The sequence below is a fragment of the Agrobacterium sp. D14 genome (genome assembly GCF_001526505.1).
Classification (GTDB): domain Bacteria; phylum Pseudomonadota; class Alphaproteobacteria; order Rhizobiales; family Rhizobiaceae; genus Agrobacterium; species Agrobacterium leguminum.
In genome coordinates, this window is sequence record NZ_ASXX01000022.1 from 1 (window position 1) to 26,150 (window position 26,150).

The following is a 26,150-nucleotide window of genomic DNA, read 5'->3' on the forward strand; positions in this document are numbered from 1 at the left end:
AATCCTCCACACAAGCCCGAGCATGACGAAGGCAAGGTTTGCGAACTTTACCATCCTCTTATGCACAAAGACTCGGGCTGGCTGAATGCCCACTCCAAGCCGGAATGACGGAAGTGGTAAAGGCCCCGGAATGAGACAACGCCCGACCTGCTGAACCGCCACAAACTCCTCCCACACACTTTTCCACCAGCGGCCGATTGACAGCACCGCATAAATGCGTCCTAATAAAATTGGTAAGACCATCTTACCGCTTGCGCGATCGGGGGAGACTTTCGCGCTGGGAGGATATCATGTTTGTGGCTCTGGAGCCGCGCCGCCTTTACCGGTTGGTCGCGGAACAAATTCGTTTGCTCATCGAAAGCGGAGAACTGACCGAAGGCCAGCGCCTGCCGGCGGAACGGGATCTTGCCGAACGCTTCGGCGTATCGCGCCCGACGGTTCGCGAAGCGCTGATCGTTCTGGAAGTGGAAGGCCATATCCATATCCGCATGGGTTCGGGCGTTTATGTCAGCGCAGCCGGCAAGCAGGCCAAGGAAAAGCCGCCGGTGCCGGATGCGCATGGGCCATTCGAAATCCTGCAGGCGCGCTGCATCATCGAAAGCGCGATTGCGGAGGAAGCCGCACGGCTTGCCACGCCGGAATGCATCGCCAAGCTCGATGACATCATCGAACGCATGGCCGGCGCGCTCGACAGCTCGCCGCAGGCGCTCAATTTCGACCGGGCCTTCCACACCGCCATCGCCGATATCATCGGTAACTCGGCGCTCAATCGCTTTACCGGCCTGATCTATGACGAGCGCAGCCTGTCACCCTTTTTCGAAAAGCTCGCCAGCTATTTCGAGGGGCCGCACACCTGGAACCTTGCCGTTCAGGAACACCGCGCAATCCGCGACGCCATTGCCGCCAACGACCCGGAAGGCGCGCGCGAGGCGATGCGGCAGCATCTGACGCTGTCGCAAAAGAGATTTTCCGAAAGTTTCGGGGAGGAAACGATCGGAGAAGAGTGACCGCGCCGCAACCGGCGACGGGAAAAATGAGAAATCTGGCTTTAATTCGGGAGGAGTTAAGAATGAAAATCAGATTGTCGACTTTAATGGGCGCAACAGCCGCCATCCTGCTTTCCGCTCTGGCGGCGCAGGCGCAGACCACGCTGAAATGGGCGCATGTCTACGAGACCTCGGAACCTTTCCATACGGATTCGGTCTGGGCGGCGGAAGAAATCGCCAAGCGCACCGACGGCCGCTACAAGGTGGATGTTTTCCCCGCCTCGCAGCTTGGCAAGGAAGCCGATATCAACCAGGGCCTGAAGATCGGCACCGTCGATATCATCATTTCCGGCTCGAGCTTTGCCGCGCGTGACTTCAAGCCGATCGGCGTCACCTATTTCCCTTACATCTTCCGCGATCCGAGCCATCTGATCGCCTATACCAAGAGCGATATCTTCAAGCGTCTCGCCAAGGGTTACGAAGACAAGACTGGCAATCACATCGCCGCCGTCAGCTATTACGGCACGCGTCACACCACGTCGAACAAGCCGATTGCCGCCTGCGCCGACATGGCGGGGCTGAAGATGCGCGTTCCTGACGTTCCGGCCTATCTCGCCATGCCGCGCGCCTGCGGCGCCAACACGACCCCGATTGCCTTTGCGGAAGTCTATCTGGCGCTCCAGAACGGCACGGTCGACGCACAGGAAAACCCGCTGACCACCATCGAGGCGAAGAAGTTCTTCGAAGTGCAGAAGAACATCGTCCTGACCGGCCATATCGTCGACCACCTCAACACGGTGATTTCGAAGAACCTGTGGTCGCAGCTCTCCGATGAAGACAAGAAAATCTTCACCGAAGTCATGCAGCAGGCCGCCGAGCGCACCACCAAGACCATCGAAGGCCGCGAAAAAAGCCTCGTCGAAGACTTCAAGAAGCGCGGCCTGACCGTCGCCGAGGTGGACAAGGCCGACTTCGAGAAGAACGTCCTCGAAAAAGTGAAGTTCGAGGACTTCGGTTACGACAAGGCCGACTGGGAAGCCATTCGCGCCGTCAAGTGAGCCAAGATCCGGTGCGGCCCCGTTGCCGCACCGCCCTTTCTCTCCAGACGGGATATCTCAATGTCGCAGGAAATCCATACTCAGGTCACGCCTGAGGAACTCGCCCATACGTTCGACGAGGCGCCGCCGGAGGTCGATCTCAAGGTCTATTCATTCGAAGATTGGGTCACGCTCGGCCTCTTCTGGCTGATGACGGGCTGCGTGTTCCTTCAGTTCTTCACCCGCTACGTGCTCAACGACAGCTACGCCTGGACGGAAGAAATCGCCGTCAACTGCCTGATCGGCGTCGTCTTTTTAGGTTCAGTCATGTGCGTCCGCATGTCGCGCCATATCCAGGTGGATGTGCTTTATCACTATGTGCCGCCGCAGGTGGCCCGCGCCATGTCGATCCTTGTCGACGTACTGCGCATCCTCTTCTTCGCCTATACGTCATGGCTGATGTGGCGCTATCTGGAAATCGTCGCCGATGAGGAAATGGTCACCGTGGCGCTGCCGCGCAACATCGTTTTCTATACGGTTCTGGCCGCTTTCGTTCTGATGTTCTTCCGGTCGGTGCAGGTCTTCATCGCCAATATGCAGCGTGGTTATTCCGTGCTCGAGCGGCCTGAAGAATTCCAGAGCGCGGGGGATTGACCACATGCTGCTTCTTATCGGCTCATTTCTTCTCCTGATGCTGATCGGCCTGCCGGTCGCCATTTCCATGGCCTCGGCCTCGTTGCTCTACATCGTGTTTTACAATGTCGCGCCTGACATCATCGCCGCGCAGCGCCTGATTGCGGGCGTGGAAAGCTTCCCGCTTCTGGCCGTTCCCTTCTTCATCCTTGCCGGCAACCTGATGAATACGGCAGGGGTGACGGGACGTATCTATTCCTTCGCCGTCGCGCTGGTCGGCTGGATGAAGGGCGGCCTCGCGCAGGTCAACATCATTGGCTCGGTGATCTTTTCCGGCATGTCCGGCACCGCGCTTGCCGATGCTGCCGGCATCGGCACCATCGAAATCAAGGCCATGAAGGATCACGGTTATCCGGTCGAAGCGGCCGTCGGCGTCACCGCCGCCTCCGCAACGCTCGGCCCGATCTTCCCGCCGTCGCTGCCCTTCGTCATCTACGGCATGATGGCGAATGTCTCGATTGGCGCGCTGTTCATGGCCGGCATCGTTCCGGGCGTCGTCATGACGCTTCTGATGATGATCACGGTTGCGGTCTTCGCTTATATCAAGGGCTGGGGCTCCGACACGCCGTTCAGCCTCAGAACCATCTTCGGCGCATCGATCGAAGTCTTCGTGGTGATGATGGTGCCGCTCGGCATCTATATCCTCACGGCATTCGGCCTGTCGCTCAACCTGTCGATCCTGATCGTGCTGGTGATCCTGCTCGCCTGCGACTGGTATTTCGACTTTTCCGCCGTGATGGCGCTGATGACGCCGGTGATCCTGATCGGCGGCATGACCATGGGCTGGTTCACGCCGACGGAAGCCGCCGTTGCCGCCGTTCTGTGGTCGCTGTTCCTCGGGCTTGTCCGTTACCGGACGATGACCTTCAAGACGCTGGCAAAATCGACCTTCGATACGATAGAGACGACCGCTTCGGTGCTCTTCATCGTCGCGGCGGCATCTGTCTTCGCATGGCTGCTCACGGTCAGTCAGGCGGCACAGCTTCTCTCGGCGGCGATCCTGACGATCACCGACAGCAAGTGGATTTTCCTCGTTCTGGTCAACCTCCTGATGCTGTTCGTGGGCTGCTTCCTCGATACGATTGCGGCCATCACCATCCTCGTGCCGATCCTGCTGCCGCTGGTGCTGCAGTTCAATATCGATCCGGTGCATTTCGGCCTGATCATCACGCTCAACCTGATGATAGGGCTGCTGCATCCGCCGCTCGGCATGGTGCTGTTCGTGCTCTCGCGCGTGGCGAAACTCTCCGTCGAACGCACGACGATGGCCATCCTGCCTTGGCTGGTGCCGCTGTTCGTGGCGCTGCTGCTGATCACCTTCGTTCCGGCCATCACGCTGTGGCTGCCGACCGAAATGGGCCTGATCCGCTAACGCAAACATCATCGCCCGCGCGGTTTCCCGCGCGGGCTTCTTCATCCCATACACATATGAGGGCATCGTCATGCAGACACGCGTGGCACGTCTATACGGCCAGAAGGACATTCGCGTCGAAACGCAGGACCTTCCCGCACCGGGACCCGGCGAAGTGCTGCTTGCCATGGCGGCGGGCGGCATCTGCGGCTCCGATCTGCATTATTATCAGGATGGCGGCTTCGGCCCGGTCCGTGTGCGTGAGCCGATCATCTGCGGTCACGAGGCATCCGGCCATATCGCGGCTTTGGGCGCTGGTGTCAGCGGGCTTGCCATCGGCCAGCTTGTCGCCGTCAATCCCTCCCAGCCCTGCGGCCATTGCCATTTCTGCCTGAAGGGCCAGCCGATCCATTGCCTTGAAATGCGCTTCATGGGCAGCGCCATGCGCCTGCCACATGAACAGGGGATGTTCCGAGACCGGCTGGTGGTTCCCGCCAAACAATGCGCGACATTTTCAGAGGATACCTCACCCGCCGAAGCCGCCTGCACCGAGCCGCTCGCCGTCTGCCTGCATGCCGTGGCCCAGGCCGGCGACCTGAAAGGGGCAAACGTACTCGTGACGGGCGCAGGTCCCATCGGCCTCCTGACCATCGCCGCCGCCCGCCATGCCGGTGCGGCCACCATCGTCGCCACCGACCTCACCGATGCCGCACTTGAACGCGCTCCCGCCATGGGTGCCGACCGCACGATCAATGTCGCGAAAGACGCCGAGGCGCTTTTGCCATATCAGGGCAATAAGGGTTATTTCGACGTCATTTTCGATTGCTCCGCAGCCGGTCCAGCACTTCGCACCGCCTTTGCCTGCGTGCGCCCGCGCGGCACCATCGTGCAGGTGGGCGTCACGGGTGACATCACCATTCCGCTCAACGCGCTGGTGGGCAAGGAAATTCTCTGGCGCGGCTCACAGCGTTTCCACGACGAATTCGCCATTGCCGCCGGGCTCATCTCCACCCGCAGGATCGATGTCCGGCCGATCATTTCCCACAGCTTCCCGCTCGGCGAGGCGAAAGCCGCATTCGAACAGGCCGGAGACCGCTCTGCCGCCTGCAAGGTGCAACTGACATTTTCCGCAGACTGATATTTGAGGATTAAAGATGAGACATACATGGCGCTGGTTCGGCCCGGTCGACAAGGTCACGGTTCAGGATGCGGCTCAGGCGGGTGCGGAAGGCATCGTCAGCGCGCTGCACCACGTCGCCACAGGCGATGTCTGGCCGGTGGATGAAATCGCCAAACGGCATGAGGCGATCAAGGCCGGCGGTCTTTATTGGGACGTGGTGGAAAGCGTGCCGGTATCCGAGGATATCAAGACCCAGACCGGCGACTGGAAAAGCCATATAACCAACTGGCAGGAAACGCTGCGCCGCCTCTCCGCCTCCGGCATCCGCACCGTCTGCTATAATTTCATGCCCGTGCTGGACTGGACCCGCACCGACCTGCGCTGGGAAACGAGGCACGGCGCCAAGGCGATGCGTTTCGATCTTACCGATTTCGCAGCCTTCGACATCCACATCCTGAAACGCCCCGGGGCAAAGGCCGATTATCCGGACTGGCTGGCGGAAGAAGCGGCAAAACGCTTCGCCGACATGCCGGACACGAAAATCACCGCCCTCGGGCGCAATATCGGCGCGGGCCTGCCCGGCTCGGCGGATGGTTATACGCTTGCCCAGCTTCTGGAAAAACTGCGCTCCTATCACGGCATCGACCGCGAAAGGCTGCAACAGAACCTTATCGACTTCCTCTGCGAGGTGACGCCGGTTGCCGAAGAGGTGGGTATCAACATCTGCGCCCATGGCGACGATCCGCCATGGCCGCTGCTCGGCCTGCCGCGTATCCTGTCGACGGAGGCGGACTACGCCCATATGCTCTCAAAGGTCGACAGCCGCGCCAATGGCGTGACACTCTGCACCGGCTCCCTCGGCGCACGGGCGGATAACGACCTGCCCTTCATCGCCAGCCGTTTTGCCGATCGCATCCATTTCGTACATCTGCGCAACGTGACGCGCGACACCGATACCGTGCCCTGCTCCTTCTTCGAAGACGAGCACCTCGAAGGCGGAACCGATATGGTCGCCGTCATCGCAGCACTCCTCACCGAAGAGGCGCGCCGCCGGGCGGAGGGCCGCGAAGACCACACCATTCCGATGCGGCCCGATCACGGCCAGGAAATCCTCGACGACCTGACGCGCGGCGCACAGCCCGGTTATCCCGCCATCGGCCGGCTGAAAGGGCTGGCGGAGCTGCGCGGCATCGAACGCACGTTATCGCACAGCCGTTTCGGGCTGGCGGGTGGGACACGCTGAACAATGTTCCCGGCTGCGGGCGTTCCGTCAGCCTGCAGCCAGCCTCGCCCTGAACAGCAGGTAGGAAAAGGTCGTAAGCCCGCCGGCGATGACACCGGCGGCTTTCACGGCGGCGTCCATCAGATGCGGATGACGGGTGGGCGACAGGAATTGCAGCGCCTCGATGCCGAAAGCCGCCGCAATGCCTGTCACGATGATCGCCAGCCAGTAACGCGGATAGGCGAGCACGAAGGCAGCCGAGCAAAAGGCGAAGGCCGCGGCGCGGTCCAGGCCCACCGTCGTCAGCGTGTGCGGGCGAAAGCCGATAGGGCAAACTGTAACGATCACGATCAGCAGAAAAACCGACCAGGCAACATATTTCGGAAGTCTATTTGTCATCATGGCGTCACAATAGAGCGCCGTGCGCGTAAACGGAAGCGGGTCTTTTTCACGCCTCGCCCAATTAATCACACTTTTCGGTCAGATAGTTGAAAAACCGGCTTTCGCTCAGGCCCCACACGGGCTAAGGCAGAAGGCAACCGGGCGAGGATCGCGGCTGATGGCGTTTGCGCTGTCGCCTTTCGGTGCAACGTCACGGTGTCGGGTGGATTTTCCACACAGGATCAGATTTTCAGGGAAGAGCACAATGAGTTTCAAGCCGCACGGCAAACATCTGGTTGCAGGAGAATGGGTCGCAACGGAAGCAAAATTCCGCAGCGAGCCTGCACATGGCGAAGCTTTCGATTTTTCGGTCGGCACCGTCGATCTGGTGAATGCAGCCTGTGAAGCAGCCGAAGACGCCTTCTGGAGCTACGGTTACACCACCCGCGAAGAGCGCGCCGCATTCCTCGACACCATTGCCGATGAGATCGAAGCCCGCGCCGACGCCATCACCGAAATCGGCTCCTCCGAAACCGGCCTGCCCGCAGGACGCCTGCAGGGCGAACGCGGCCGCACCGTTGGCCAGCTGCGTCTTTTCGCCTCGCATATCCGCAAGGGCGACTATCTCGACCGCCGCCACGACGAGGCGCTGCCGGACCGCCAGCCCCTGCCGCGCCCGGACATTCGCCTGATGCAGCGTCCGATCGGCCCCGTCGCGGTCTTCGGCGCCTCCAATTTCCCGCTCGCCTTCTCCACGGCCGGCGGTGATACCGCCGCGGCTCTGGCAGCCGGCTGCCCGGTCGTCGTCAAGGGCCATTCCGCCCATCCCGGCACCGGCGAAATCGTCGCCGAAGCCGTTCTCGCCGCCGTCAAGAAGCACAATCTGCATCCCGGCGTCTTCTCGCTGATCCAGGGCGGCCGCCGCGATGTCGGCTCCGCGCTCGTGCAGCATCCGCGCATCAAGGCGGTCGGTTTCACCGGTTCGCTCGCCGGCGGCCGTGCGCTGTTCGATCTCTGCGCCCAGCGCCCCGAGCCGATCCCCTTCTTCGGCGAACTCGGTTCCGTCAACCCGATGTTCCTGCTGCCGGAAGCCGTTGCCGCCCGTGGCGAAGCCATCGCCAAGGGCTGGGCTGGTTCGCTCACCATGGGTGCGGGCCAGTTCTGCACCAATCCCGGCATCGCCGTCATTCTCGCCTCGCAGGCGGACGCCGTTGCTGAAAGCGCCCGTGCAGCCCTTTCGGAAGTCGGCCCGCAGGTCATGCTGACTGACGGCATCGCTGCCGCCTATCGCGACGGCCGCGACCGCATCGCCGCCGGCAATGGCGTGCGTGACGTGCTGACCACCACCTGCAACCTGCGCAACGCCACGCCTTATCTCTACCGCGTGTCCGGCAAGGACTGGATTGCGAACCACGCGCTTGCCGAAGAGGTCTTCGGACCGCTCGGCCTGATCGTAACGGTCGAGAGCCCGGAAGAGATGATCGCGGTTGCGAAAAGCTTCGAAGGCCAGCTGACCGCCACCCTGCACCTCGATGCCGGCGACGCCGAACTCGGCCGCAAGCTGCTGCCGATCCTCGAGCGCAAGGCCGGCCGCGTTCTCGCCAACGGTTTCCCGACCGGCGTTGAAGTCTGCGACGCCATGGTTCACGGCGGCCCCTACCCGGCCTCCACGAACTTCGGCGCAACTTCGGTCGGCACCATGTCGATCCGCCGCTTCACGCGCCCGGTTTCCTACCAGAACATCCCTTCGGACGTTCTGCCGGAAGACATTCGCTAAATTGAACGACGGCAGGCGCGGCAACGCGCCTGCCATTCTTTTCAGCCGGCGCTTAAAGAAGGCTATCGGCCTTTCGAAAGATGCGGCCCAACGCCGGCGCGTCATCTGCTTCTTCCAGCCTCTTCCAGATTTTCCACATCGCGACGTCCTGCTCGGTTGACATCGACCCTGCACGTAATGCTAATACGTGACTCGTAACGTAATAACATTACAATCATCCTCAAAAGACCGCCATCGGTTCAACTCCGCAAGAGGATGACAACGTCTGGAAGGAACACCATGAGATTTTCCCTTCATCACCATCTCGGCATGAGCGCGCTTGCAACATGCCTTGCCCTCGCCATGCCCCTTGGCCCAGACATGGCGCTGGCCGAAGAAAGCGGCGACAGCGTCAAGGAATGGCGGCTGTTCGTCGCCGATCACAGCCAGCCGGTGGTGCGCGCAATCGATTTCGAAACCGGCAAGGAACTCGGACGCTACGATCTCAAGGGCTATGCGGCGCTGACCGCCAGCGCCTCCGGCAAGACGGTCTTCGCCACGCAATCGGATGCCGACATGGTGCATGTGATCAAGACCGGCATCGTTTTCTCCGATCACGGCGAACATCGCGATCTGGATGTGGAGGATGCAGCGCTTTTGCCCGTCACCTTCGAAGGCAAGCGCCCTTTCCACGTCGTGCCGCATGACGATCATGCGATCCTTTTCTATGACCGTGGCGGCAAGGCGGAGATCATCGACGAGGCGGCCCTGCTGGACGGCAAGGCCAAGGTCCGCACCGTCGACACGACTGCGCCGCACCATGGCGTGGCGGTGACGATGGGACGTTACGTTCTGGTTTCCGTGCCGAATACCGAGATCGAAACGAAACCCGATACGCTGCCGCCCCGCATCGGGCTGCGTGTTCTCGACAGGGAGGGCAAGCAGGTCGGCGAACAGGCGGCATGCACCGATCTGCATGGCGAGGCGACATCCGCACGGCTTGCCGCTTTCGGCTGCAAGGAAGGCATTCTCGTTGCCCGCCCCGGCGGCACCGATGGCCCGAAGCTTGAAATGCTGACCTATCCGGAAGATTTCCCGAAAGCCTATACCGGCACGCTGCTCGGCGGCAAATCCATGCAGTTCTTCCTCGGCAATTACGGTGAGGACAAGGTCGTCCTGATCGATCCGGACAGCAAGGACGCCTTCCGTCTGGTGGAACTGCCGACCCGGCGCGTCGATTTCATTCTCGATCCCGCCAATCCGCGCAACGCCTATATCCTGACGGAAGATGGTGACCTGCATGTGCTTGACGTGCTGGAAGGCGCCATCACCCGCAAGGCGAAGGTGACCGAGCCTTACAGCAAGGACGGCCATTGGCGTGATCCGCGCCCACGTCTCGCCGTTGCCGATGGGCAGGTCGCAATTTCTGATCCGCGCCATTCGCTGGTCCGCGTGGTGGATGCGGAAAGCCTGAAGGAAACCCGCACGGTTGCGGTGGAGGGCCAGCCCTATTCCATCGTCGCGGTCGGTGGCTCCGGTGCTTCGCACTGATACCGAACAAAGAAACCCCGTGCGAAGGATGCACGGGGTTTTCTATTTCAAAGGCCATATCCTCAGGCGGACTGCACAGCCTGTATCTTCTCGATGCCGCCAACAATACCGGCGAAATCCTGCCAGACACCCTGGGCACCCTTGCGCCATTCATCCAGCGCTTCCGGCTGCAACACCTTGCCGCCCTTGGAGAGCGCAAGCTCGACGGACTTCGTTTCGTCTTCGACGATCAGCTGGTTGAAATATTGTGCGCCCGCGCTGGAGGCTTCCGAAAGAACCTTCTTTTCTTCGTCGTCCAACTGGTTCCAGAAGGTCGCGCCGTAATAGACGACGCCCGAGGCCCAGATATGGCCGGTCTCGGTCATATAGGGCACGACCTCGTAAAGCTTGAAGCCGGCATAGGCGGACTTGGTAAGGTCCATGGCATCGGCAACGCCGGTCGCCAGCGCATTATAGGTCTCTGTGATCGGAATACCGACCGGCGTGGTGCCGAAGGCGCTCCAGAGCTTGGTGTGCAGTGGGCTCTGGATAACGCGGATCTTCTTGCCCTCCAACTGCTCCGGTCGGGTAACAGGCTCCTTGGTCAGAAGATGGCGAGCGCCGTAATTGATGAAATCCGCGGCGACGAATTGCTGCGCACCGAGCTTCGTCTTCAGCTCGTTGCCGGTCTCACCCGTCACCACCTTGCGCACATGCTCGGCATCGCGGAACAGGAAGGGCAGATCGAGGATCTGCAATTCCGGCACCCAGCCGGAGAGCGAAGAGACGGTGGAAAGGCTCGCCTGAACCGAGCCCAGACGGATATTTTCCGCCACTTCCTTTTCGCCGCCCAGCGCGCCGCTCTTGACGATATTGAAACGGAAACGGCCGGGCAGCTTCGCCTCCACCAGCTCGCTGATCTTCACCCAGATTTTCGTCTCCGGCTTGTCGTCGGCGAAAAGCGACGCGACGGTGAGGCTGCGGGTTCTGGCATGTGCCGTCCGCACGAAGGCGGGTGCGGCAAGCGTTGCCGCGCCAATGGCGGAAAGTTTCAGAAGATTGCGGCGATCGATAATAGTCATGAATAAAACCCCGGATTTAGAAGAAAATGGCCCAGGCGCACAGAATGGCGAGGGAAACGAGAAGGGAGACAAGATAGGGAACGACGGCCCGGAAAAGCGCGGTCGCCGGAATGCGGGTGACGCCGCTGACCACGAAGATCAGCATGCCGAGCGGCGGTGTCAGGCCATGGATCATCAGATTGACCACGAGGATGACGCCGAAATGGATCGGATCGATGCCGGCGGCCACGGCGGCGGGCAGCAGGATCGGTCCGAACAGCAGGATGGCAGCACCAATATCCAGCACCAGTCCCACCACGAGCAGGATGAGGTTGGAGAGCAGCAGCACCGCAATCTTGCTGCCGCCGAGCAAAGTCACGAAGTCAGTGACGAGCCCCGAGACATTGTCGACCGCCAGGAGGAAGGCGAAAGGCCCTGCTGTGCCGATCAGAAGGCCGATGGCCGCCGCCTCTCCGGCCGATTGCCGGAAGGTCGCGAAAATGCGGCCCGCGCCCAGCCGGTAACCGAAGCCGAGAAGCAGCGTGTAAAGTGCGGCAAGTGCCGCCGCTTCCGTGGTGGTGACGATGCCGATGCGGATGCCGACCACCACGATGACGCCAAGACCGAAGGCCGGTATGGCGGCGATGGCCGAGCGCCAGCGCTCCGCACCCGTGGCGCGCGGCAAGGTATCGACGCTGCGCACGCTGAAATGGATTGCCACCGCAAGGCAGACCGCCATCAGCCCGCCGGCAAAAAAGCCGCCAACCAGCAGCGAGCCGACCGAAAGATTGGTGGCCGTTGCGAGGATGAGAAACGCGATGGAGGGCGGAATGACATTGTCCAGCACGGAAGTGGCGGCAATGATCGCACCGGCCTGCGCCGGCGGATAGCCATGTTTCACCAGTTCCGGCTGGAAGGTGGAGGCGCCAAAGGCGGCATTGGCGACCGATGAGCCGGATGCGCCGGAAAACAGCACGCTGGTCAAAAGCGTCGTCTGCGCCAGGCCTGCCCGCCGGTGCCCGACCATGGAGGCAGCGAAACGCACCAGCTGGTTGGCGACGCCCGATTCCGTCAGCAGGCTTCCGGCCAGCAGGAAGAAGGGAATGGCGAGCAGCAGGAATTTCGACATGCCGGTCACGGTTGACGAAACGATGGCCGGCTCCGGCAAGGTGCTGCCGAAGGCAATCGCCACATAGGCGGCGGCAAGGAAGGCATGGGCAAGCGGCGCGGCGAGCACCAGCCCCACGGCCGCCGTCAGCGCCAGAAACAGGCTCGGCGGCAGGTTCGTATCGACGAAAACTTCCGGCAAGCCGACATAGGCCACAATAGCGATGGCGAGAGATGCGAGAACGGCAAGCGCCTTGCCCTCACTGACACGCTGAAGCGCCAGATAGAGAAGGATAAGCGCGCCGCCTGCGCCGAGAAAGCCGAAACGCACCCATTCCGGCAGGCCGAGTGTGGGCGAGGTGCCGCCCAGCATCGCCGCGATCTCCACTCCGCCGAAAGCGAGGATAAGCGCTGCGACGAAAGAGATGGCATCGGCCAGAATTTCGGTCGCCGCGTGAAATCGTTGCGGGAGGAACCGCACGAAGACATCGAGCCGCATGGCGAGCGCGCTTTTGAGACTGAGCGGCGCACCGACCGCGATCATGGCCACATGCAGCCAGATGCCGAGGTCTTCCGCGCCAATGAAGCCGGTGTGAAACAGATAGCGCAGCGTGACATTGACCAGCACCACCACGAGAAGCGTTGCAAGGATCACGGCGGCGACTGCGCCGAGCACCTTGTCCAGAATGGCAAGCGCCCGCTCTGCTGCGAGCTGCGGGCCGATGCGCCGTTGCGCGATTGTTGTTGCCGGACTTGCCGTCATGTCTTGTCTCTCCACTCCCGCACCATGCTCAGGAGGCCTTGGCCGAGAGGTCGCGATCGAACAAAGTCGACCAGGTGAATTGTTTTGCCGTCGAGACCTCACGCGATACGTCAAGACGCGGCAGAACCTTTTCACCGAAGCGGAAAGCCTCTTCCAGTAATGGCATGCCGGAAAGGATAAAGGTATTCACCCCCGCCTTCTTATAGGCCTCCAGCGTGCGGATGACAGTATCCGGCGAACCGACAATCGCGGTTCCCGGGCCCGGACGGACAAGCCCGATGCCGGCCCAGAGATTGGGCGCGATTTCCAGATCGCGCAGATTCTCCGGCTTCTGCCCGCCATGCATCGCCGTCATGCGCTGCTGGCCAACGGAATCCGTCTTGCCGACGAAACGCTGGTTGGCGGCAATGGCCCTCTCATCCATGCGGCCGTAGAGATCGGCGGCGGCGGCCCATGCCTCTTCATCCGTATCACGTACAATAACATAGAGACGAATGCCGTATTCCAGCTCACGGCCAAGCTTCTCCGCCCGCGCCTTGACGAGATCGACCTTCGCGCCGATCTGGTCCGGCGTTTCACCCCAGGAAAGATAGGTCTCGACATGTTTGGCCGCGACGTCGATGGCCTTGTCCGAGGAGCCGCCAAACCACAATGGCGGAGGCTCGATACCCTGCCCCACCGGCAGCGCCAGCTTTGCGCCCTCCGTCTGGAAATGTCGGCCCTTGAAATCGACTGTTTCGCCGGCAAAAAGACGGTGCCAAATCTGCAGATATTCATCCGCCATATCATAGCGCTCGTCATGCGGCATGGTCATGCCGTATGCGCCGAGCATCTTCGCATCGCCCGAGACGACATTGATCAGCAGGCGTCCGCGCGAAAATTCCTGAAGCGTTGCCGCCATCTTGGCGAGCAGCGTCGGCGCGACCAGGCCCGGATGAATGGCGACCAGAAACTTCAGCCGCTCGGTATAGGAAAGCAGCGCGCCCGCCAGAACCCAGACGTCATGCGCGCCGGTGGCAAACAGTGCACCGGTGTAACCCAGCTGGTCGTAAGCGAGCGCCAGCTGTTTGTAATAACCGAGATCCACCTTGCGGGACCCTTCCGGCTGCCAGGGATAGGCGCCGTCGGGCGCGCACATGTACCAGAAAACATTCATCTGCCGCCTCCCGTGCTGGCTGATTGCCCGGTCAGAACCGGTAAAGAGAAATGACCGTGCCTGTAAAGCGTATCGGCCTCCTCCTGCTGTTCGGCAAGGATATTTTCGGCAGCGGCCACGACCGAAAGGTCACGCGACCTCAGCACCGTGGCCCAGGACTGTGCATCACCTTCGCTGCCCGGTTCCGCGGCGAGAAGGGCGGCGGCTTTGTCTATATCCGCCATCGCGGCCCGGCCGACGCGATCCAGTTCGGCCGCAATTGCCTGCCCTGTCTCGCCCGCTATGTTGTGGCGCGCAAGCGTCCAGAACAGCGAGCGGTTGGGAATGGTTGAACCGCAGCGGACCAGAAGGCTGATCTCCTCATGGGTCAGAGCCTTTTCCAGCCGTGGCGACATTGTTACCCAGGCATCGACACGGCCTTCCACGAGATCGCGCAGGCTATCGCTGTCGCCGCTTTCGATACGGGTCACGTCCGCAAGGCCAAGCCCCGCCCCCTCCAGGCTGCGCGCCAGAAGATAGGTGTGAAACGATCCATCAATCAGCGATATGCGTTTTCCCGAGAGGTCAGCTGCGGAACGGATCGGGCTATCGCGCCGCACGAGGATCGCGCCATTGGCAGGCCGTGGTGCGGACGCGGCGATATAGACCGCTGAAAGCCCGCGTGCATCCGCCTCGATGGGCGGCGTCGAACCAGTACCGCCGAAATGGATTTCGCCCTTTTCCAGAAGCGCCGCCGTATCGCGGCCTTCACGATAGGCCACGAATTCCGGATCGAATTCTTCAAAGGCACCGGGCCAGAGCCGGGCGAGACGTAAATGCAGATTGTTGGGATGAACCCCGATTTTCATGTCGACACCTCATTTCGCAATCAATCTACTTTTTTATAGAATGTTTTCGAGGAACGTTTTGGCGATCCTCGGCCGGAAAGCGAAAGAGAAATCTACCAATCCTGTAGATTTTGAAAAATGCTTGATCGGTCGAACTAGCTTTCATCAAGCCATTGAAATTTATTACCATACAATCTACTTTTTTGTAGTTTGAAAAATGGGCCTGTAGTCGTGACGAAACCGGTTTCCAATCTCATCTGCCGCAGCGTGGTGGAAGCGAGCGAGCTTTTGAAGCTTGTCGCCAACGCCAATCGTCTGGCCATCGTCTGTTACCTCATGGAAACGGAAGCCTCCGTTTCCGCGCTGGAATATGAACTCGGCATCCAGCAGCCAACGCTTTCGCAGCAGCTCGCCGAATTGCGCGACGCCGGTGTGATCGAAGGCTCGCGGGAAGGCAAGGCGGTGATCTATCGTGTCACCGATCCGCGTATCGTCCAATTGGTTCTGACGCTGCGCGGTCTTTACACGGACCTTTCCGACGTGACCGGCAAGAAAGGCAGACGGGCACTGCCGCTTGATGAGGCGATGTTCGACTAACATGATCGACCTTTACACCTGGATCACGCCCAACGGTCTTAAAATCTCGATTGCGCTGGAAGAGTTTGGACTGCCCTATACCAGCCACGCCATCGACATCGAAAAAGGCGAGCAATTTGCCGCCGATTACGTCCGCATCAATCCCGGCTCGAAAATCCCTGCGATCGTCGACGATGAAAACGGCACCGTCCTGACGGAATCGAACGCGATCCTGATCTATCTTGCCGAAAAGGCGGGCCGGCTTCTGCCCGCCTCAGCAACCGAACGACTGATCGTCACCGAATGGCTGATGTGGCAGGCCGCCAATTTCGGCCCGACACTCGGTTACGCCCATTATTTCCTGACCTACCATGCCGGACAGGCACCCTTTGCCGAAACGCGTTTCGCGGCAGATGTGGCGCGGCTTTACCGGACATTGAACGACCGCTTGAGTGAGCGGGAGTTCGTGGCCGGCGATTTTTCAATAGCCGACATTGCCATCTGGCCATGGGTCTCCCGTTTCGCCCGCCACAGGATCAACCTCGACGACTTTCCAGCCGTGCAGACATGGTACCGCCATCTCGGACAGCGGGAAAGTTTTCAGCGCGGTTACCGTATACCTTTCGCGACATCGGACGTGCCCGGCCTGTAACCAGCTTCAGCAGGCAACGAGGTGGCCGGGCGAAACCTCACGATATTCACGCGGCTTGACGACATAATCGACGGCGCGGATCGGGCTTTTCAGCTCGTCATTCGCAGCACCCCGACGCGTGTTGCGGCGATCCGGGTCCGGCACCGGCACGGCCGCCATCAGCTTGCGGGTATAGTCATGCTGCGGATTGTCGAAGACAGCCGCACGCGGACCGATCTCAACGATCTCGCCGAGATACATCACCGCCACCCGGTGGCTGACGCGCTCCACCACCGCCATGTCATGGCTGATGAACAGGAAGGCAAGGTCGAGGCTCTGTTGCAGGTCCAGCATCAGGTTGATGACCTGCGCCTTGATGGAAACATCCAGCGCCGAGACGCTTTCGTCGGCAACGATTACCTTGGGCTGGAGGGCGAGCGCGCGGGCAATGCAGATGCGCTGGCGCTGGCCGCCGGAAAATTCATGCGGGTAACGCGAAGCCATGTCCGGTGAGAGACCGACCTTCGCCAGCATATCGGCCACCACATCCTTCGCCTCGCGGGCGCTTCCCATGCGATGCTCCAGAAAAGGTTCGGCAATCGCCGCACCCACCGTCATACGCGGATTGAGCGAGGCGAAAGGGTCCTGAAAGATCATCTGAACCGTCTTGCGCATGTCCCGCATGCCCGTCTTGTCTATAGCGAGAATGTTTTCGCCGTTGACCACGACCGAACCGGCATCCGGCTCGATCAGCCGCATGATGGCGCGTCCGGTGGTGGATTTGCCGCAGCCGCTTTCGCCCACCAGCGACAATGTTTCACCGGCCCTGAGATCGAAGGATACGTTTTCCACCGCGTGCACGCGGCCACTGAGACGCCCCAGAAGACCGGAGTGGATGTCAAAACGCTTGGTCAGCCCCTCAACTTTGAGCACAGGCTGTGCGGCGGCGTTGACGGTATCGGCCGGACGCGCCGGCTCCTGCGTTTCCCCCGTTGTGGTATTGACGATGGGAAAACGGAGCGGTCTTTCCTCGCCTTTCATCGATCCCAGAACCGGAACGGCGGACAAAAGTGCGCGCGTATAGGGATGTTTGCCGCGATGGAAAATATCCGCCGTCGCGCCGACCTCCACCTGCTCGCCGCGATACATGACGACGGTACGGTCGGCGATTTCGGCGACCACACCCATGTCATGGGTAATGAAGAGGACCGATGTGCCCTCCTCTTCCTGCAGCGTCTTGATGAGGTCGAGAATCTGGCCCTGAATGGTCACGTCGAGTGCCGTCGTCGGCTCGTCGGCGATCAGCAATTTCGGCTTTGAAGCAAGAGCCATGGCGATCATCACGCGCTGGCGCATGCCGCCGGAAAAGCGGTGCGGATATTCATCGAAGCGCGAGGCGGCAGACGGGATGCGGACCTTTTCGAGAAGGCGGATCGTCTCCGCCCGCGCTTCAGCTTTCGACATCGGCTGATGGCACAGCAGGGCCTCGGAAATCTGGTCGCCGATGGTGAAAAGCGGATTAAGGCTGGTCATCGGCTCCTGAAAGATCATCGCCACTTCATTGCCCCGCACCCGCCGCATGGCGTCTTCGGAAAGGGACAGCAGGTTGCGCCCGCCGAGCAGGATTTCACCCTGAACCCTGCTGCTTTCTCGATCCAGCAGCCGCATGATGGAAAGCGAGGTAACGCTCTTGCCCGAGCCGCTTTCGCCGACGATCGCGACCGTCTCTCCCGGCCCGACATCGAAGGAAATATCACGCACCACGGGTTTCCAGCCGCCATCCACGTGAAAGGACGTGGTGAGATTGCGGACGGAAAGTACGGCATCTTCGGCACCAAGCGGTGCTGCCTGCGGCATGGTCATGATCGTTCCCTTCTTTTTATGTTTCAACTCAGGCACGGCGTTGCCGCGAATTTCTTCTCCCCGCCGGGGGGAGAAGGTGGCCCGAAGGGTCGGATGAGGGGGCAACGCCAGCGATAGACCGCACCCTCGCCCCCTCATCCCGCTGCCGCGACCTTCTCCCCCTCGGGGAGAAGAAATACGCGGCACCCGCTCGTTTCACTTAGTCCGGCCAGCGCAGCATGCCGTCGAAACGGTGGCGGCTGCGGTCTTCGAACGGTGTGGCGATCACCTCGTTGGAGGCGCGCGCCTTATCCAGCTCTTCCGCCAGACGGGAGGCAACGATGGTTTCCTGGCCGGGATGCAGGTTGCAGGGGTCGAGATAGAAATAACGGTGCTCCACCTCGTGGTCGCGGACAATGATCGGCGGGCTGCCTTTGGCGAGCGCCGTCGTCAGGTCCCAGGCGCTGATATGCGCCTCCTCGGGATCGATGATGACGCGCAGCCGGTCGAGCGGGTTGTTGGTCGGGTCTGGCTCGATCAGCGCCGTCACGCCCGGGCGTCCATCCAGCGTCTTTTTCCAGAGGTTGAGGTAGCCGGTTTCACGCTCGCGAATGCCGGTATGGTCGCGCTTTTCCCAGGCTTCCAGCGCCGCCATGACGCCATAGATGCTTTCCTTGCCGACCTTCATGCCGCGGCCGATGCCCATATTCTGCAGGAAGGCATTACGCACCAGCTCCTTTTTGCCGGCGACGATGCCGGAAGTCGGGCCGCCGAGGAACTTGTGGCCGGAATAAAGCACCATATCCGCGCCCGTCGCTAGAAACAGCTTCAGATCATATTCGGAAGCCGCATCCACGATGACAGGCACGCCCTTGGCATGGGCAATCTCGACGAACTCAGAAAGATGCAGCAGGCCATAATCGACCACATGGTGCGAGACGACATAGACCGCTGCCGCCGTCTTTTCGGTGATGGCGTTTTCCATGTGGAAACGATGGGTCGATGTTGCCTGCCCGATCAGCACCACCTTGCCGCCGCCGAGACGGATCGCCTGATCCACCGGCGCGCCATAGCTCACCACATGCCCCATCTGCACCAGCACTTCGTTCTTTTCCGGGGTCACATCGGGCAGTTTTTCGATGGCCAGCAGATTGTTGCCGGTAATGGCACCCGCAACCGCAAGGCTGATACCCGAGGAGCAGGAGGCCGTGACGAAACCGGCCTCGCCGCCCGTCAGCCTTGCAATGATCGCGCTTGCCTTGCGTTGCAGATCGTTGATCTCGACGAATTGCGGCAGGATGGCCGCCATGGCCTCGACCGCTTCCGGAACGACGATAGAAGCGCCGAGCGAGGTCATGGTGCCCGAGACGTTGATGACCGGGCGAAGGCCGATCCTGCTTCTGATATCCTCGGTCATGTCTTTCTCCTGTCTTTGCGATGCGATGGGCATCGACATATATGCCATAATAATGTAATAGCTTCTCAAAATTCATGAGGAGCCAAAATTGGACGCCCATAAACTGGACGAAACGCCTTCAACCGCCCTGTCCGACGCCGCCGAAAACGCGGACGCGAAGGCGGCCAAGCGCTCGCGCGTCAGCGGTATCGACCGCGCCCTTCAGGTGATTGATTATCTTTACGAAACCGGATCGCCGGCCGGCGCTTACGCCATCGCCAAGGCGATCAAGGCGCCGCTTTCCACCGTTTATGTGATCATCGACGATCTCGTCGAAAAGAACATGCTGGCACGCAATGCCGATGGCAACATCTGGCTCGGCGCGCGGCTTTACCATTATGGCCTCGCCTATGCCCGCTCGCTGGATTTCATGGGTGTCGCCACCCACGAAATGCACGATCTGTGCCGCCATGCGGGCGAAACCGTGCAGCTTTGTGGCCGCGATGGCGACCATATGCTGGTGTTGGCCATGGCCGATGGCCCGAGCCATTTTCAGGTCGCCTCGCGCGTCGGCACCCGCGTTCCGCTGAACTGGACGGCGTCCGGCCGCCTGCTCGTCGGGCATCTGCCGGAGGCCGAACGTGTCGAGCTTTTCCGCCGTTGCGCCCGCACTTCTCCCACGGGCCGTGCAGAAATCAACCCGGAGACCCTGTCGCAATCGGCAGGTGCCGCTTTCCATGACCGGCTGTCGATACAGGTCGCAGAATCCGATTACGCCGTCGCCTGCATCGCCTCGCCGATCTGCGACAACAGAGGCGAATGCGTGGCGACGATTTCCATCGTGCTGCCGGAACAGAAGGTGCTGGCGGACGAGAACCATTATACCGAACAGGTCAGGGTTTCGGCGGAACGGATCGAAAAGCTGATGGGCTGGCGCAACCATTGAACGGCCTCAATCCTTGAGCGCGACGATGGCTTCTATCTCAACGGTGATGTTGCCCGGCAGCGAGCCGAAACCGACGGCGGAGCGGGCGTGCTGTCCCGCATCGCCGAACACATCGATGAAGAGATCGGAGCAGCCATTGATGACGCTCGGATGATCGCGGAAATCGCTGACGGCGTTCACCATGCCGAGCAGCTTGACCACCTTCTTCACCCGCGACAGGTCTCCCAGCGCCTCATGCATGACGGCAAGCAGGTTGATGCCGGTGAGCCGCGCATGGTTATAGGCCTCTTCCAGCCCGATTTCCGCGCCCACCTTGCCGGCGTAAAGATGGCCGTTTTCCTCCCGCGGCCCCTGCCCCGAAAGATAAAGCATGTTGCCTTCCACCACATGGGTGACGAAATTGGCAATTGGCGGCGGCGGCGGCGGCAGGGAGATGCCGAGCGCGGCGAGCCGGTCATAGGGCGAATGGCGCCCCTCTGCCTCAAGCGAAGACTGTTTCACGCGAATTCCTCATAATACAGGGACGGGTATCCCTTAATCTCTGCGGAAGACGGAGGGGATTGCCCTCCTCCGCCTTGTCCATTTGGGTTCAGCGCCAGGAATAACCATGGCTGTGGCGCACGAGCTTGCGCGCCCTTGGAATGTAACGGCTGGCGGCAATCGCCTCGGCGCCAATGACCGCGTAACGCGGCTCGAACAGGCGCGTCAGACGCGCCACGTCGCCGTTGGAATCGGTCGCTTCCAGATCGGAATCCACTAGATCGAAAATGGTGAAGTCGGCGCGCTGGCCGACATCGAGGCGATTTTCCATATCGAGGCGGATGACGGAGGCCGGATTACGGGTGACGGCCTCGACGACATTTTCGAAGGGCATATCGACCGACAGCAGCTTCGACATGGTCGTCGCCAGATCCCAGACCGGGAAATTCATCGAGTGGCCGTGCAAATCCGTGGAGATCGAGAAGGGCAAAAGGCCGCGTGCAATCGCCGCTTCCGCCACCTTGAAGGAGAAGGACGCGCCGCCATGGCCGATATCCAGCCGGATGCCTTCACCGGCGCAGCGTTCGGCAAGGTTGAACAGGTCCTCGTCTTCCATGATGCTGGAGCCCGACTTGCCGTTGAAGCAATGGGTCACGACATCGCCGGGGCCGAGAATTTCCAGCACTTCGTCGTAAAGTGCGGGCGGTTCGCCCACATGCACCATCATCGGCACTTTCAGAATCTTGGCGATCTTCTTGCCGAGCTTGACCGGTGTGACGCCCCAGGAGCCGGTGATGACATGGCTCGCCCGCACCTTGAGGCCGACAATATGTTCGCTGTTTTCGGCATAACATTCGAGGATTCGATCAAGGTCGATATCCTTGATATCCCGCAGTTCCGGCACGCGGTTGCAGGCGACGAGCCCGATGGAGCCGAGATTGAGGAAAGCCTTGATGCGCTCCCTCGAGGGCTCGATGATATATTCGCGGAAACCGTGGAAATTCGCCTCGCCCGCCGAACCGGCATCCACCAGCGTGGTTACGCCACGCTCGGCCCCGCATTCGGAGGGGCGGATGGAGATATCGGTGCCGCCGTGCCAGATATGCACATGCAGATCGACCCAACCGGGCGAGATGAAGGCACCCTTGGCATCGATGCGCTGCGCATCAGCAGGCGCTTGAATGGCGGTCCCAACCGCGGCGACCTTGCCATCGCCACCGATCAGTATATCGGTCGAAGCCTGTGGAGCACCCTTTCCGAAACCGACGGGTTTGACGTTGGTGAGAAGAATGGGAGCTTGAAGAGGCGTTTTCGCCTGTTCACCGGACGTCATATTACAAATCCCTTCGCAGTCTTGGGTCGAGCATGTCCCGCAGCCCGTCGCCGACCATTTGCAACGACAGCACGGAAAGAATGATGGCAAAGCCGGGGAAATAGGTCATCCAGTCGGCCTGGCCGATATATTGGCGGCCGGCGGAGATCATGGTTCCCCAGGTCGGAATTTCGGGGCTGACACCGAGCCCCAGAAACGACAGGCCGGCCTCGGCCAGCATGGCGCTGGCGAAAAGGAAGGTGCATTGCACGAGGATCGGCGAGACCAGATTGCGCAGCACATGCCGCGTCATGATGTGGAAGGTGGAAATGCCGAGCGCCTTCGCCGCCTCCACATAGGGCAATTCGCGGATCACCAGCGTCGAGGCGCGCACGATGCGGGCAAGGCGCGGCGAGTAGACCACCGCAAGCGCGATGATCACCGTCGTCAGCGACGGACCGAGCGCCGCCACCAGCGCGATGGCGAGCAGAATATCCGGAAAGGCCATCATTGCGTCGATCAACCGGGCAATCGGTGTATCCAGTTTCTGGAAGAAACCGGCAAGCAGGCCGAGCGTGATGCCAATCAGCGCCGAAAGCGCCACCACGGCGGCACCGACCAGAAGCGACAGCCTTCCGGCATAGATGGTGCGAGAAAACACGTCACGACCGAACTCATCGGTGCCGAACCAGTAAAGCTCGCTTGGCGGCTTCAGGCGGTTCACAATCGACAGTTTCGATGGCGAATACGGCGCAATCATCGGCGCGAAAACCGCGAGCAGCACGAAGACGAGCAGCACGATGAGACCGGCAGCGACCGTCTTGCGCTTCAGGAGACGCCGGATGAACAGGATGGTGGGGTTGCGTGCCGGCGGGGCGGTGGAAACAATATCGGCCATCAGTAACGAACCCTCGGATCGACCAGCAGATAGAGCATGTCGATTGCAAAATTGATGAGCACGTAAAGCCCGGCGATGACGAGAAGCGCGCCCTGAATGACCGGATAATCGCGCCTGAGAACGGCCGAGACGACGAGATTGCCGACCCCCGGCAGGCCAAAGACGGTTTCCGTCACCACTGCGCCGGAAATCAGCACGGCGGCGGTGAGCCCGAGCACGGTGAGGATGGGGATAAGCGCGTTCTTCAGCGCATGTTTCATCACCACGCGGCGCTCCTTGACGCCCTTAGCACGGGCGGTCCGGACATAGTCGTCGCCTAAAACATCCAGCATCGAGGCGCGGGTGAAGCGCAGGATGAGGGCGGAGGAGACGAGGCCGAGCGCGATTGCCGGCAGGGTCAGGTGATACATGCGCTCCATGAAGCTGGCACCCGGCCCACCATAACCCGACACCGGGAACAGATCGAGCCGCACGGCGAAGACCTGCATGAGAATGAGGCCGAGCCAGAAGCTCGGGATGCTCGCCGCCAGCATCGCCACCGTGGTCGCTGCCTGATCCACGAAGGAACCGCGCCGGTAAGCGGCGTAAATGCCGATGGGAAGCGCGATGACGCTCGCGATCAGCAGCGAAAAGATCGTCAGGAAAAAGGTCGGTTCGGCCCGGTCCAGCAGCGCTGAGCCGACCGGCATGTTGAGAAAGATCGACTGGCCGAGATCGCCCTTCAGCAATTGCCCGATATAATAGACATATTGCACGCCGAGCGACTGGTCGAGACCGAGCCGGCTGCGCAACTCCGCAATGTCCTGCGCCGAAGCATCCGGCCCCAGCATCACGGCCGCCGGGTCTCCGGGTGTTACGCGCAGGATGACGAAGACGATAGTGACGACAAGGAACATCACCACGATCATTCCCGCAAGTCTCTGGAAAATATACCGTATCACGTATGAAGGCTCCGAAGCGCGTGATTGCCGCTATCAGGCGACGGTTGAAACGGGTTGCTTAAAGATCGACTGCTCACTTCCGTCATGCCGGACTTGATCCGGCATCCAGCCACCACGCGTCCGCGTGGTGAAAAGGTCTCTTGCGACCAAGGACTTGATCGCGCTGGACCCCGGCTCAAGGCCGGGATGACGGCGTGCGGTGCCGGCCTTATTTCGTAACCGATGCATTCCAGAAATACGGCCATGGAGCCGGATCGACGCCTTCCAGCTTGTTGGACTTGGCCGCCACAGCATTGAAGTCGCCGATCTTGATGAGCGGCAGCTCGGCATAGATCGTCTTCTGCACATTGGCCCAGAGCGCGACGCGTTTCTCCGGATCGGCTTCCGAGGTGAAGGCGTCAACCGCCGCCTTGCGCGCCGGCGTATCCCACCAACCCGGCGAGCCGGTGGAGAGCGCACCGATTAGCGCCGGCTCCGGCAGGAAGGGGCTGTGGGTGATGTAGATATCCCAGAGCTTCGGGTCGGCGCGGCGCTGCGTCAGCGTCGCCCAGTCCACTACCTGCATATCCACCTTGAAACCGGCAAGCTTCAGATATTCCGCCGCGACCTGCGCCATCTTGTAATGGAACTCATACTGGCGGCTGGTGAGGATGCGCAGCGGCTCGCCGTTGTAACCGGCCGCCTTCAGCTTTTCGGCGGCGGCCTCCGGGTTGCCGAGATTGTAATTACCCTCGACGCCCTCTTCCGAATGCCAGGAGAAATTATCGGGATAATAGGCGCCATCGAGCGCATAGAAATCCGTGCTGCCGAACGCAGCCGCCAGCATGTCTTCCATGTTCAGCGCTTCGGTCACCGCCTTGCGGACCGCCAGCTTGGAAGAAAGCCCCTCCTTCGTGTTGAACACGAAGACCGGATAACCGAAAGGCTTCAGCATCAAAGGCTGCGAGGCAGACGACGACTTCACCTTGTCGAAGGATTCCACCGGAATGGAATCGACGTAATCATATTGCCCGGAAACGGCGGCTTCGACGCGGGTATTCGGATCTGGCACCGGAACGAAGCGGATTTCATCGAGATACTGATGGCGTGCGCCGCCATAACCGTCGCTTTCGCCATCGCGGGACTTGTAGCCATCGAAACGGACGAGCTGGATATACTGGTCAGCCTTGCGTTCCTTTAGCATATAGGGGCCGGTGCCGATGAATTCGGCCATCGGCTCCGCCTGCTTTTCGGCCGGCAGAATGATGGCTGCGGAATTGTTGAAGGCGAGCAGCGAAGCGAGCGGCGCATAGGGCTGCTTGAGGGCAATCGTGACCGTTCCGGCATCCGGCGCGGAGATATTCTCGATAAAGCCGGCTGCCTGCTTGCCGCGCGAGGCGATCTTCATCCAGCGGCCGAGCGAGGCGACGACATCTTCAGACGTCATGTCGCTGCCGTCATGGAACTTGATGCCCTGCCTGAGCTTGATCGTGTAGGTTTTGCCGTCCGCACTGATCTCGGGCAGACTTTCCGCCAGAAGCGGCGTCACCTTCCAGCCCTTGTCGAAGGTATAGAGCGTTTCGAAAATATGCTGCGTGACGATGCCGACGAGATCGGCAGTAGACGCCATGGGATCGAGGGTCGGCGGCTCGCCGATGGTGGCGACATTGATGACGCCGCCCTTCTCCGCAGCCATCATTACACCCGGCGCAAGCAGCAAAGCGGCGGTGGCGAGAAATGCAAGTTTACGTCTCATGGTCAAGCTCCCAGCTCTTATGTGTTCCATTATTATGTTATATGCATCTTTATAACAGAATATCTCGATAAGACGCCTTGTCAATGACAATGCGGCACGATGATGGGTTTCCATGATCGGCGAAACGCAAGAGAAGTCTTCGGGAGAGGTGGCAGCACCGTTTAAGGCAATGAAAAAACGGGAGTTTCGCCAAAAAAGCGGTGTGCCGTGATATCCATCTCTTCCGGCTGGGAAAGCGGGAATGACGATCGGCGTTTGACTGCAAAGGAAGAAAGGGAATTAAGAAGGTTGGATATTTCGCATTTGCGAACAAAGTGCTATTAAAGAGCGGACTAACGCTAGGCCACCACAGACATACCCGCACATTCTTATTAATCATTACGCTATTTGACGCCGCCAGCCG

General features: G+C 60.7%; 23 protein-coding genes. 11 read left to right on the forward strand and 12 right to left on the reverse strand.

Annotated elements, in window-relative coordinates:
- The first annotated feature begins 290 nt into the window (after window positions 1–290).
- The 6 genes from L901_RS14990 to uxuA all read left to right on the forward strand — a co-directional run bounded on the left by L901_RS14990 (window position 291) and on the right by uxuA (window position 6,430).
- Complete coding sequence (locus L901_RS14990; protein WP_020809475.1) at window positions 291–1,007, forward strand: FadR/GntR family transcriptional regulator; 717 nt, start codon at window positions 291–293, stop codon at window positions 1,005–1,007.
- A 62-nt stretch (window positions 1,008–1,069) separates the two neighbouring features.
- Complete coding sequence (locus tag L901_RS14995; RefSeq protein WP_003519848.1) at window positions 1,070–2,044, forward strand: sialic acid TRAP transporter substrate-binding protein SiaP; 975 nt, start codon at window positions 1,070–1,072, stop codon at window positions 2,042–2,044.
- 60 nt (window positions 2,045–2,104) lie between these two features.
- Complete coding sequence (locus L901_RS15000; protein ID WP_059758143.1) at window positions 2,105–2,677, forward strand: TRAP transporter small permease; 573 nt, start codon at window positions 2,105–2,107, stop codon at window positions 2,675–2,677.
- Window positions 2,678–2,681: 4 nt separating this feature from the next.
- On the forward strand, window positions 2,682–4,088 hold the full coding sequence (locus L901_RS15005; RefSeq protein WP_035220793.1) for a TRAP transporter large permease: 1,407 nt from the start codon (window positions 2,682–2,684) through the stop codon (window positions 4,086–4,088).
- Between the two features lie 70 nt (window positions 4,089–4,158).
- A complete protein-coding gene (locus L901_RS15010) occupies window positions 4,159–5,205 on the forward strand; it encodes an L-idonate 5-dehydrogenase (RefSeq protein ID WP_059758146.1) in 1,047 nt (348 codons plus the stop codon).
- 16 nt (window positions 5,206–5,221) lie between these two features.
- Window positions 5,222–6,430, forward strand: a complete 1,209-nt coding sequence (gene uxuA / locus L901_RS15015; protein WP_059758148.1) for a mannonate dehydratase — start codon at window positions 5,222–5,224, stop codon at window positions 6,428–6,430.
- A gap of 27 nt (window positions 6,431–6,457) precedes the next feature.
- Here uxuA and L901_RS15020 read toward each other — a convergent pair whose 3' ends face one another.
- The gene (locus tag L901_RS15020; protein WP_059758151.1) at window positions 6,458–6,811 is read right to left on the reverse strand and encodes a hypothetical protein; all 354 of its coding nucleotides are present in this window, start codon (window positions 6,809–6,811) and stop codon (window positions 6,458–6,460) included.
- A 244-nt stretch (window positions 6,812–7,055) separates the two neighbouring features.
- Between L901_RS15020 and L901_RS15025 the strand changes: the two genes are divergently transcribed.
- Both L901_RS15025 and aztD read left to right on the forward strand, forming a co-directional pair.
- The gene (locus L901_RS15025) at window positions 7,056–8,567 is read left to right on the forward strand and encodes an aldehyde dehydrogenase (NADP(+)) (RefSeq protein ID WP_059758154.1); all 1,512 of its coding nucleotides are present in this window, start codon (window positions 7,056–7,058) and stop codon (window positions 8,565–8,567) included.
- Between the two features lie 279 nt (window positions 8,568–8,846).
- Complete coding sequence (gene aztD, locus L901_RS15030) at window positions 8,847–10,097, forward strand: zinc metallochaperone AztD (RefSeq protein ID WP_059758158.1); 1,251 nt, start codon at window positions 8,847–8,849, stop codon at window positions 10,095–10,097.
- A 62-nt stretch (window positions 10,098–10,159) separates the two neighbouring features.
- Here aztD and L901_RS15035 read toward each other — a convergent pair whose 3' ends face one another.
- Genes L901_RS15035 through L901_RS15050 form a run of 4 tightly spaced genes read right to left on the reverse strand, consistent with a single transcriptional unit; the run spans window position 10,160 to window position 15,011 of the window.
- Window positions 10,160–11,158, reverse strand: coding sequence for a TRAP transporter substrate-binding protein (locus tag L901_RS15035; protein WP_059758160.1), 999 nt, complete (start codon window positions 11,156–11,158; stop codon window positions 10,160–10,162).
- A gap of 16 nt (window positions 11,159–11,174) precedes the next feature.
- Window positions 11,175–13,007, reverse strand: coding sequence for a TRAP transporter large permease subunit (locus L901_RS15040; protein WP_059758163.1), 1,833 nt, complete (start codon window positions 13,005–13,007; stop codon window positions 11,175–11,177).
- A gap of 28 nt (window positions 13,008–13,035) precedes the next feature.
- A complete protein-coding gene (locus L901_RS15045) occupies window positions 13,036–14,163 on the reverse strand; it encodes an LLM class flavin-dependent oxidoreductase (RefSeq protein WP_059758165.1) in 1,128 nt (375 codons plus the stop codon).
- On the reverse strand, window positions 14,160–15,011 hold the full coding sequence (locus L901_RS15050; protein WP_059758167.1) for an ABC transporter substrate-binding protein: 852 nt from the start codon (window positions 15,009–15,011) through the stop codon (window positions 14,160–14,162). Before L901_RS15050 ends, L901_RS15045 begins: the two co-directional genes overlap by 4 nt.
- Window positions 15,012–15,221: 210 nt before the next feature.
- Here L901_RS15050 and L901_RS15055 point away from each other — a divergent pair, with 210 nt between their 5' ends.
- Window positions 15,222–15,587, forward strand: a complete 366-nt coding sequence (locus L901_RS15055; protein ID WP_003519863.1) for a helix-turn-helix transcriptional regulator — start codon at window positions 15,222–15,224, stop codon at window positions 15,585–15,587.
- 1 nt (window position 15,588) lies between these two features.
- On the forward strand, window positions 15,589–16,218 hold the full coding sequence (locus L901_RS15060; RefSeq protein WP_059758169.1) for a glutathione S-transferase family protein: 630 nt from the start codon (window positions 15,589–15,591) through the stop codon (window positions 16,216–16,218).
- 6 nt (window positions 16,219–16,224) lie between these two features.
- Here L901_RS15060 and L901_RS15065 read toward each other — a convergent pair whose 3' ends face one another.
- Both L901_RS15065 and L901_RS15070 read right to left on the reverse strand, forming a co-directional pair.
- A complete protein-coding gene (locus L901_RS15065) occupies window positions 16,225–18,060 on the reverse strand; it encodes an ABC transporter ATP-binding protein (protein ID WP_059758263.1) in 1,836 nt (611 codons plus the stop codon).
- A 199-nt stretch (window positions 18,061–18,259) separates the two neighbouring features.
- Window positions 18,260–19,456 (reverse strand): aminotransferase class V-fold PLP-dependent enzyme, encoded by a 1,197-nt coding sequence (locus tag L901_RS15070; RefSeq protein WP_059758265.1) that lies wholly within the window; start codon window positions 19,454–19,456, stop codon window positions 18,260–18,262.
- A gap of 88 nt (window positions 19,457–19,544) precedes the next feature.
- On the opposite strand from L901_RS15070, the gene L901_RS15075 reads away from it, so the two are divergent.
- Window positions 19,545–20,381 carry an IclR family transcriptional regulator gene (locus L901_RS15075; RefSeq protein WP_059758172.1) on the forward strand — a complete coding sequence of 279 codons (837 nt, stop codon included), beginning with the start codon at window positions 19,545–19,547 and terminating at the stop codon, window positions 20,379–20,381.
- A gap of 6 nt (window positions 20,382–20,387) precedes the next feature.
- Here the strand turns inward: L901_RS15075 and L901_RS15080 are convergent, their stop codons facing one another.
- The 5 genes from L901_RS15080 to L901_RS15100 form a co-directional block, all read right to left on the reverse strand.
- Complete coding sequence (locus L901_RS15080; RefSeq protein WP_003519868.1) at window positions 20,388–20,882, reverse strand: RidA family protein; 495 nt, start codon at window positions 20,880–20,882, stop codon at window positions 20,388–20,390.
- A gap of 88 nt (window positions 20,883–20,970) precedes the next feature.
- Window positions 20,971–22,194 carry an amidohydrolase/deacetylase family metallohydrolase gene (locus tag L901_RS15085; protein WP_059758175.1) on the reverse strand — a complete coding sequence of 408 codons (1,224 nt, stop codon included), beginning with the start codon at window positions 22,192–22,194 and terminating at the stop codon, window positions 20,971–20,973.
- A gap of 1 nt (window position 22,195) precedes the next feature.
- Entirely contained in the window at window positions 22,196–23,071 is an 876-nt protein-coding gene (locus L901_RS15090) for an ABC transporter permease (RefSeq protein ID WP_059758176.1), read from the reverse strand.
- Window positions 23,071–24,012: an ABC transporter permease gene (locus tag L901_RS15095; RefSeq protein WP_059758179.1), complete on the reverse strand. Its 942-nt coding sequence runs from the start codon at window positions 24,010–24,012 to the stop codon at window positions 23,071–23,073. Before L901_RS15095 ends, L901_RS15090 begins: the two co-directional genes overlap by 1 nt.
- Window positions 24,013–24,220: 208 nt before the next feature.
- Entirely contained in the window at window positions 24,221–25,747 is a 1,527-nt protein-coding gene (locus L901_RS15100) for an ABC transporter substrate-binding protein (protein WP_059758182.1), read from the reverse strand.
- Window positions 25,748–26,150 lie beyond the last annotated feature (403 nt).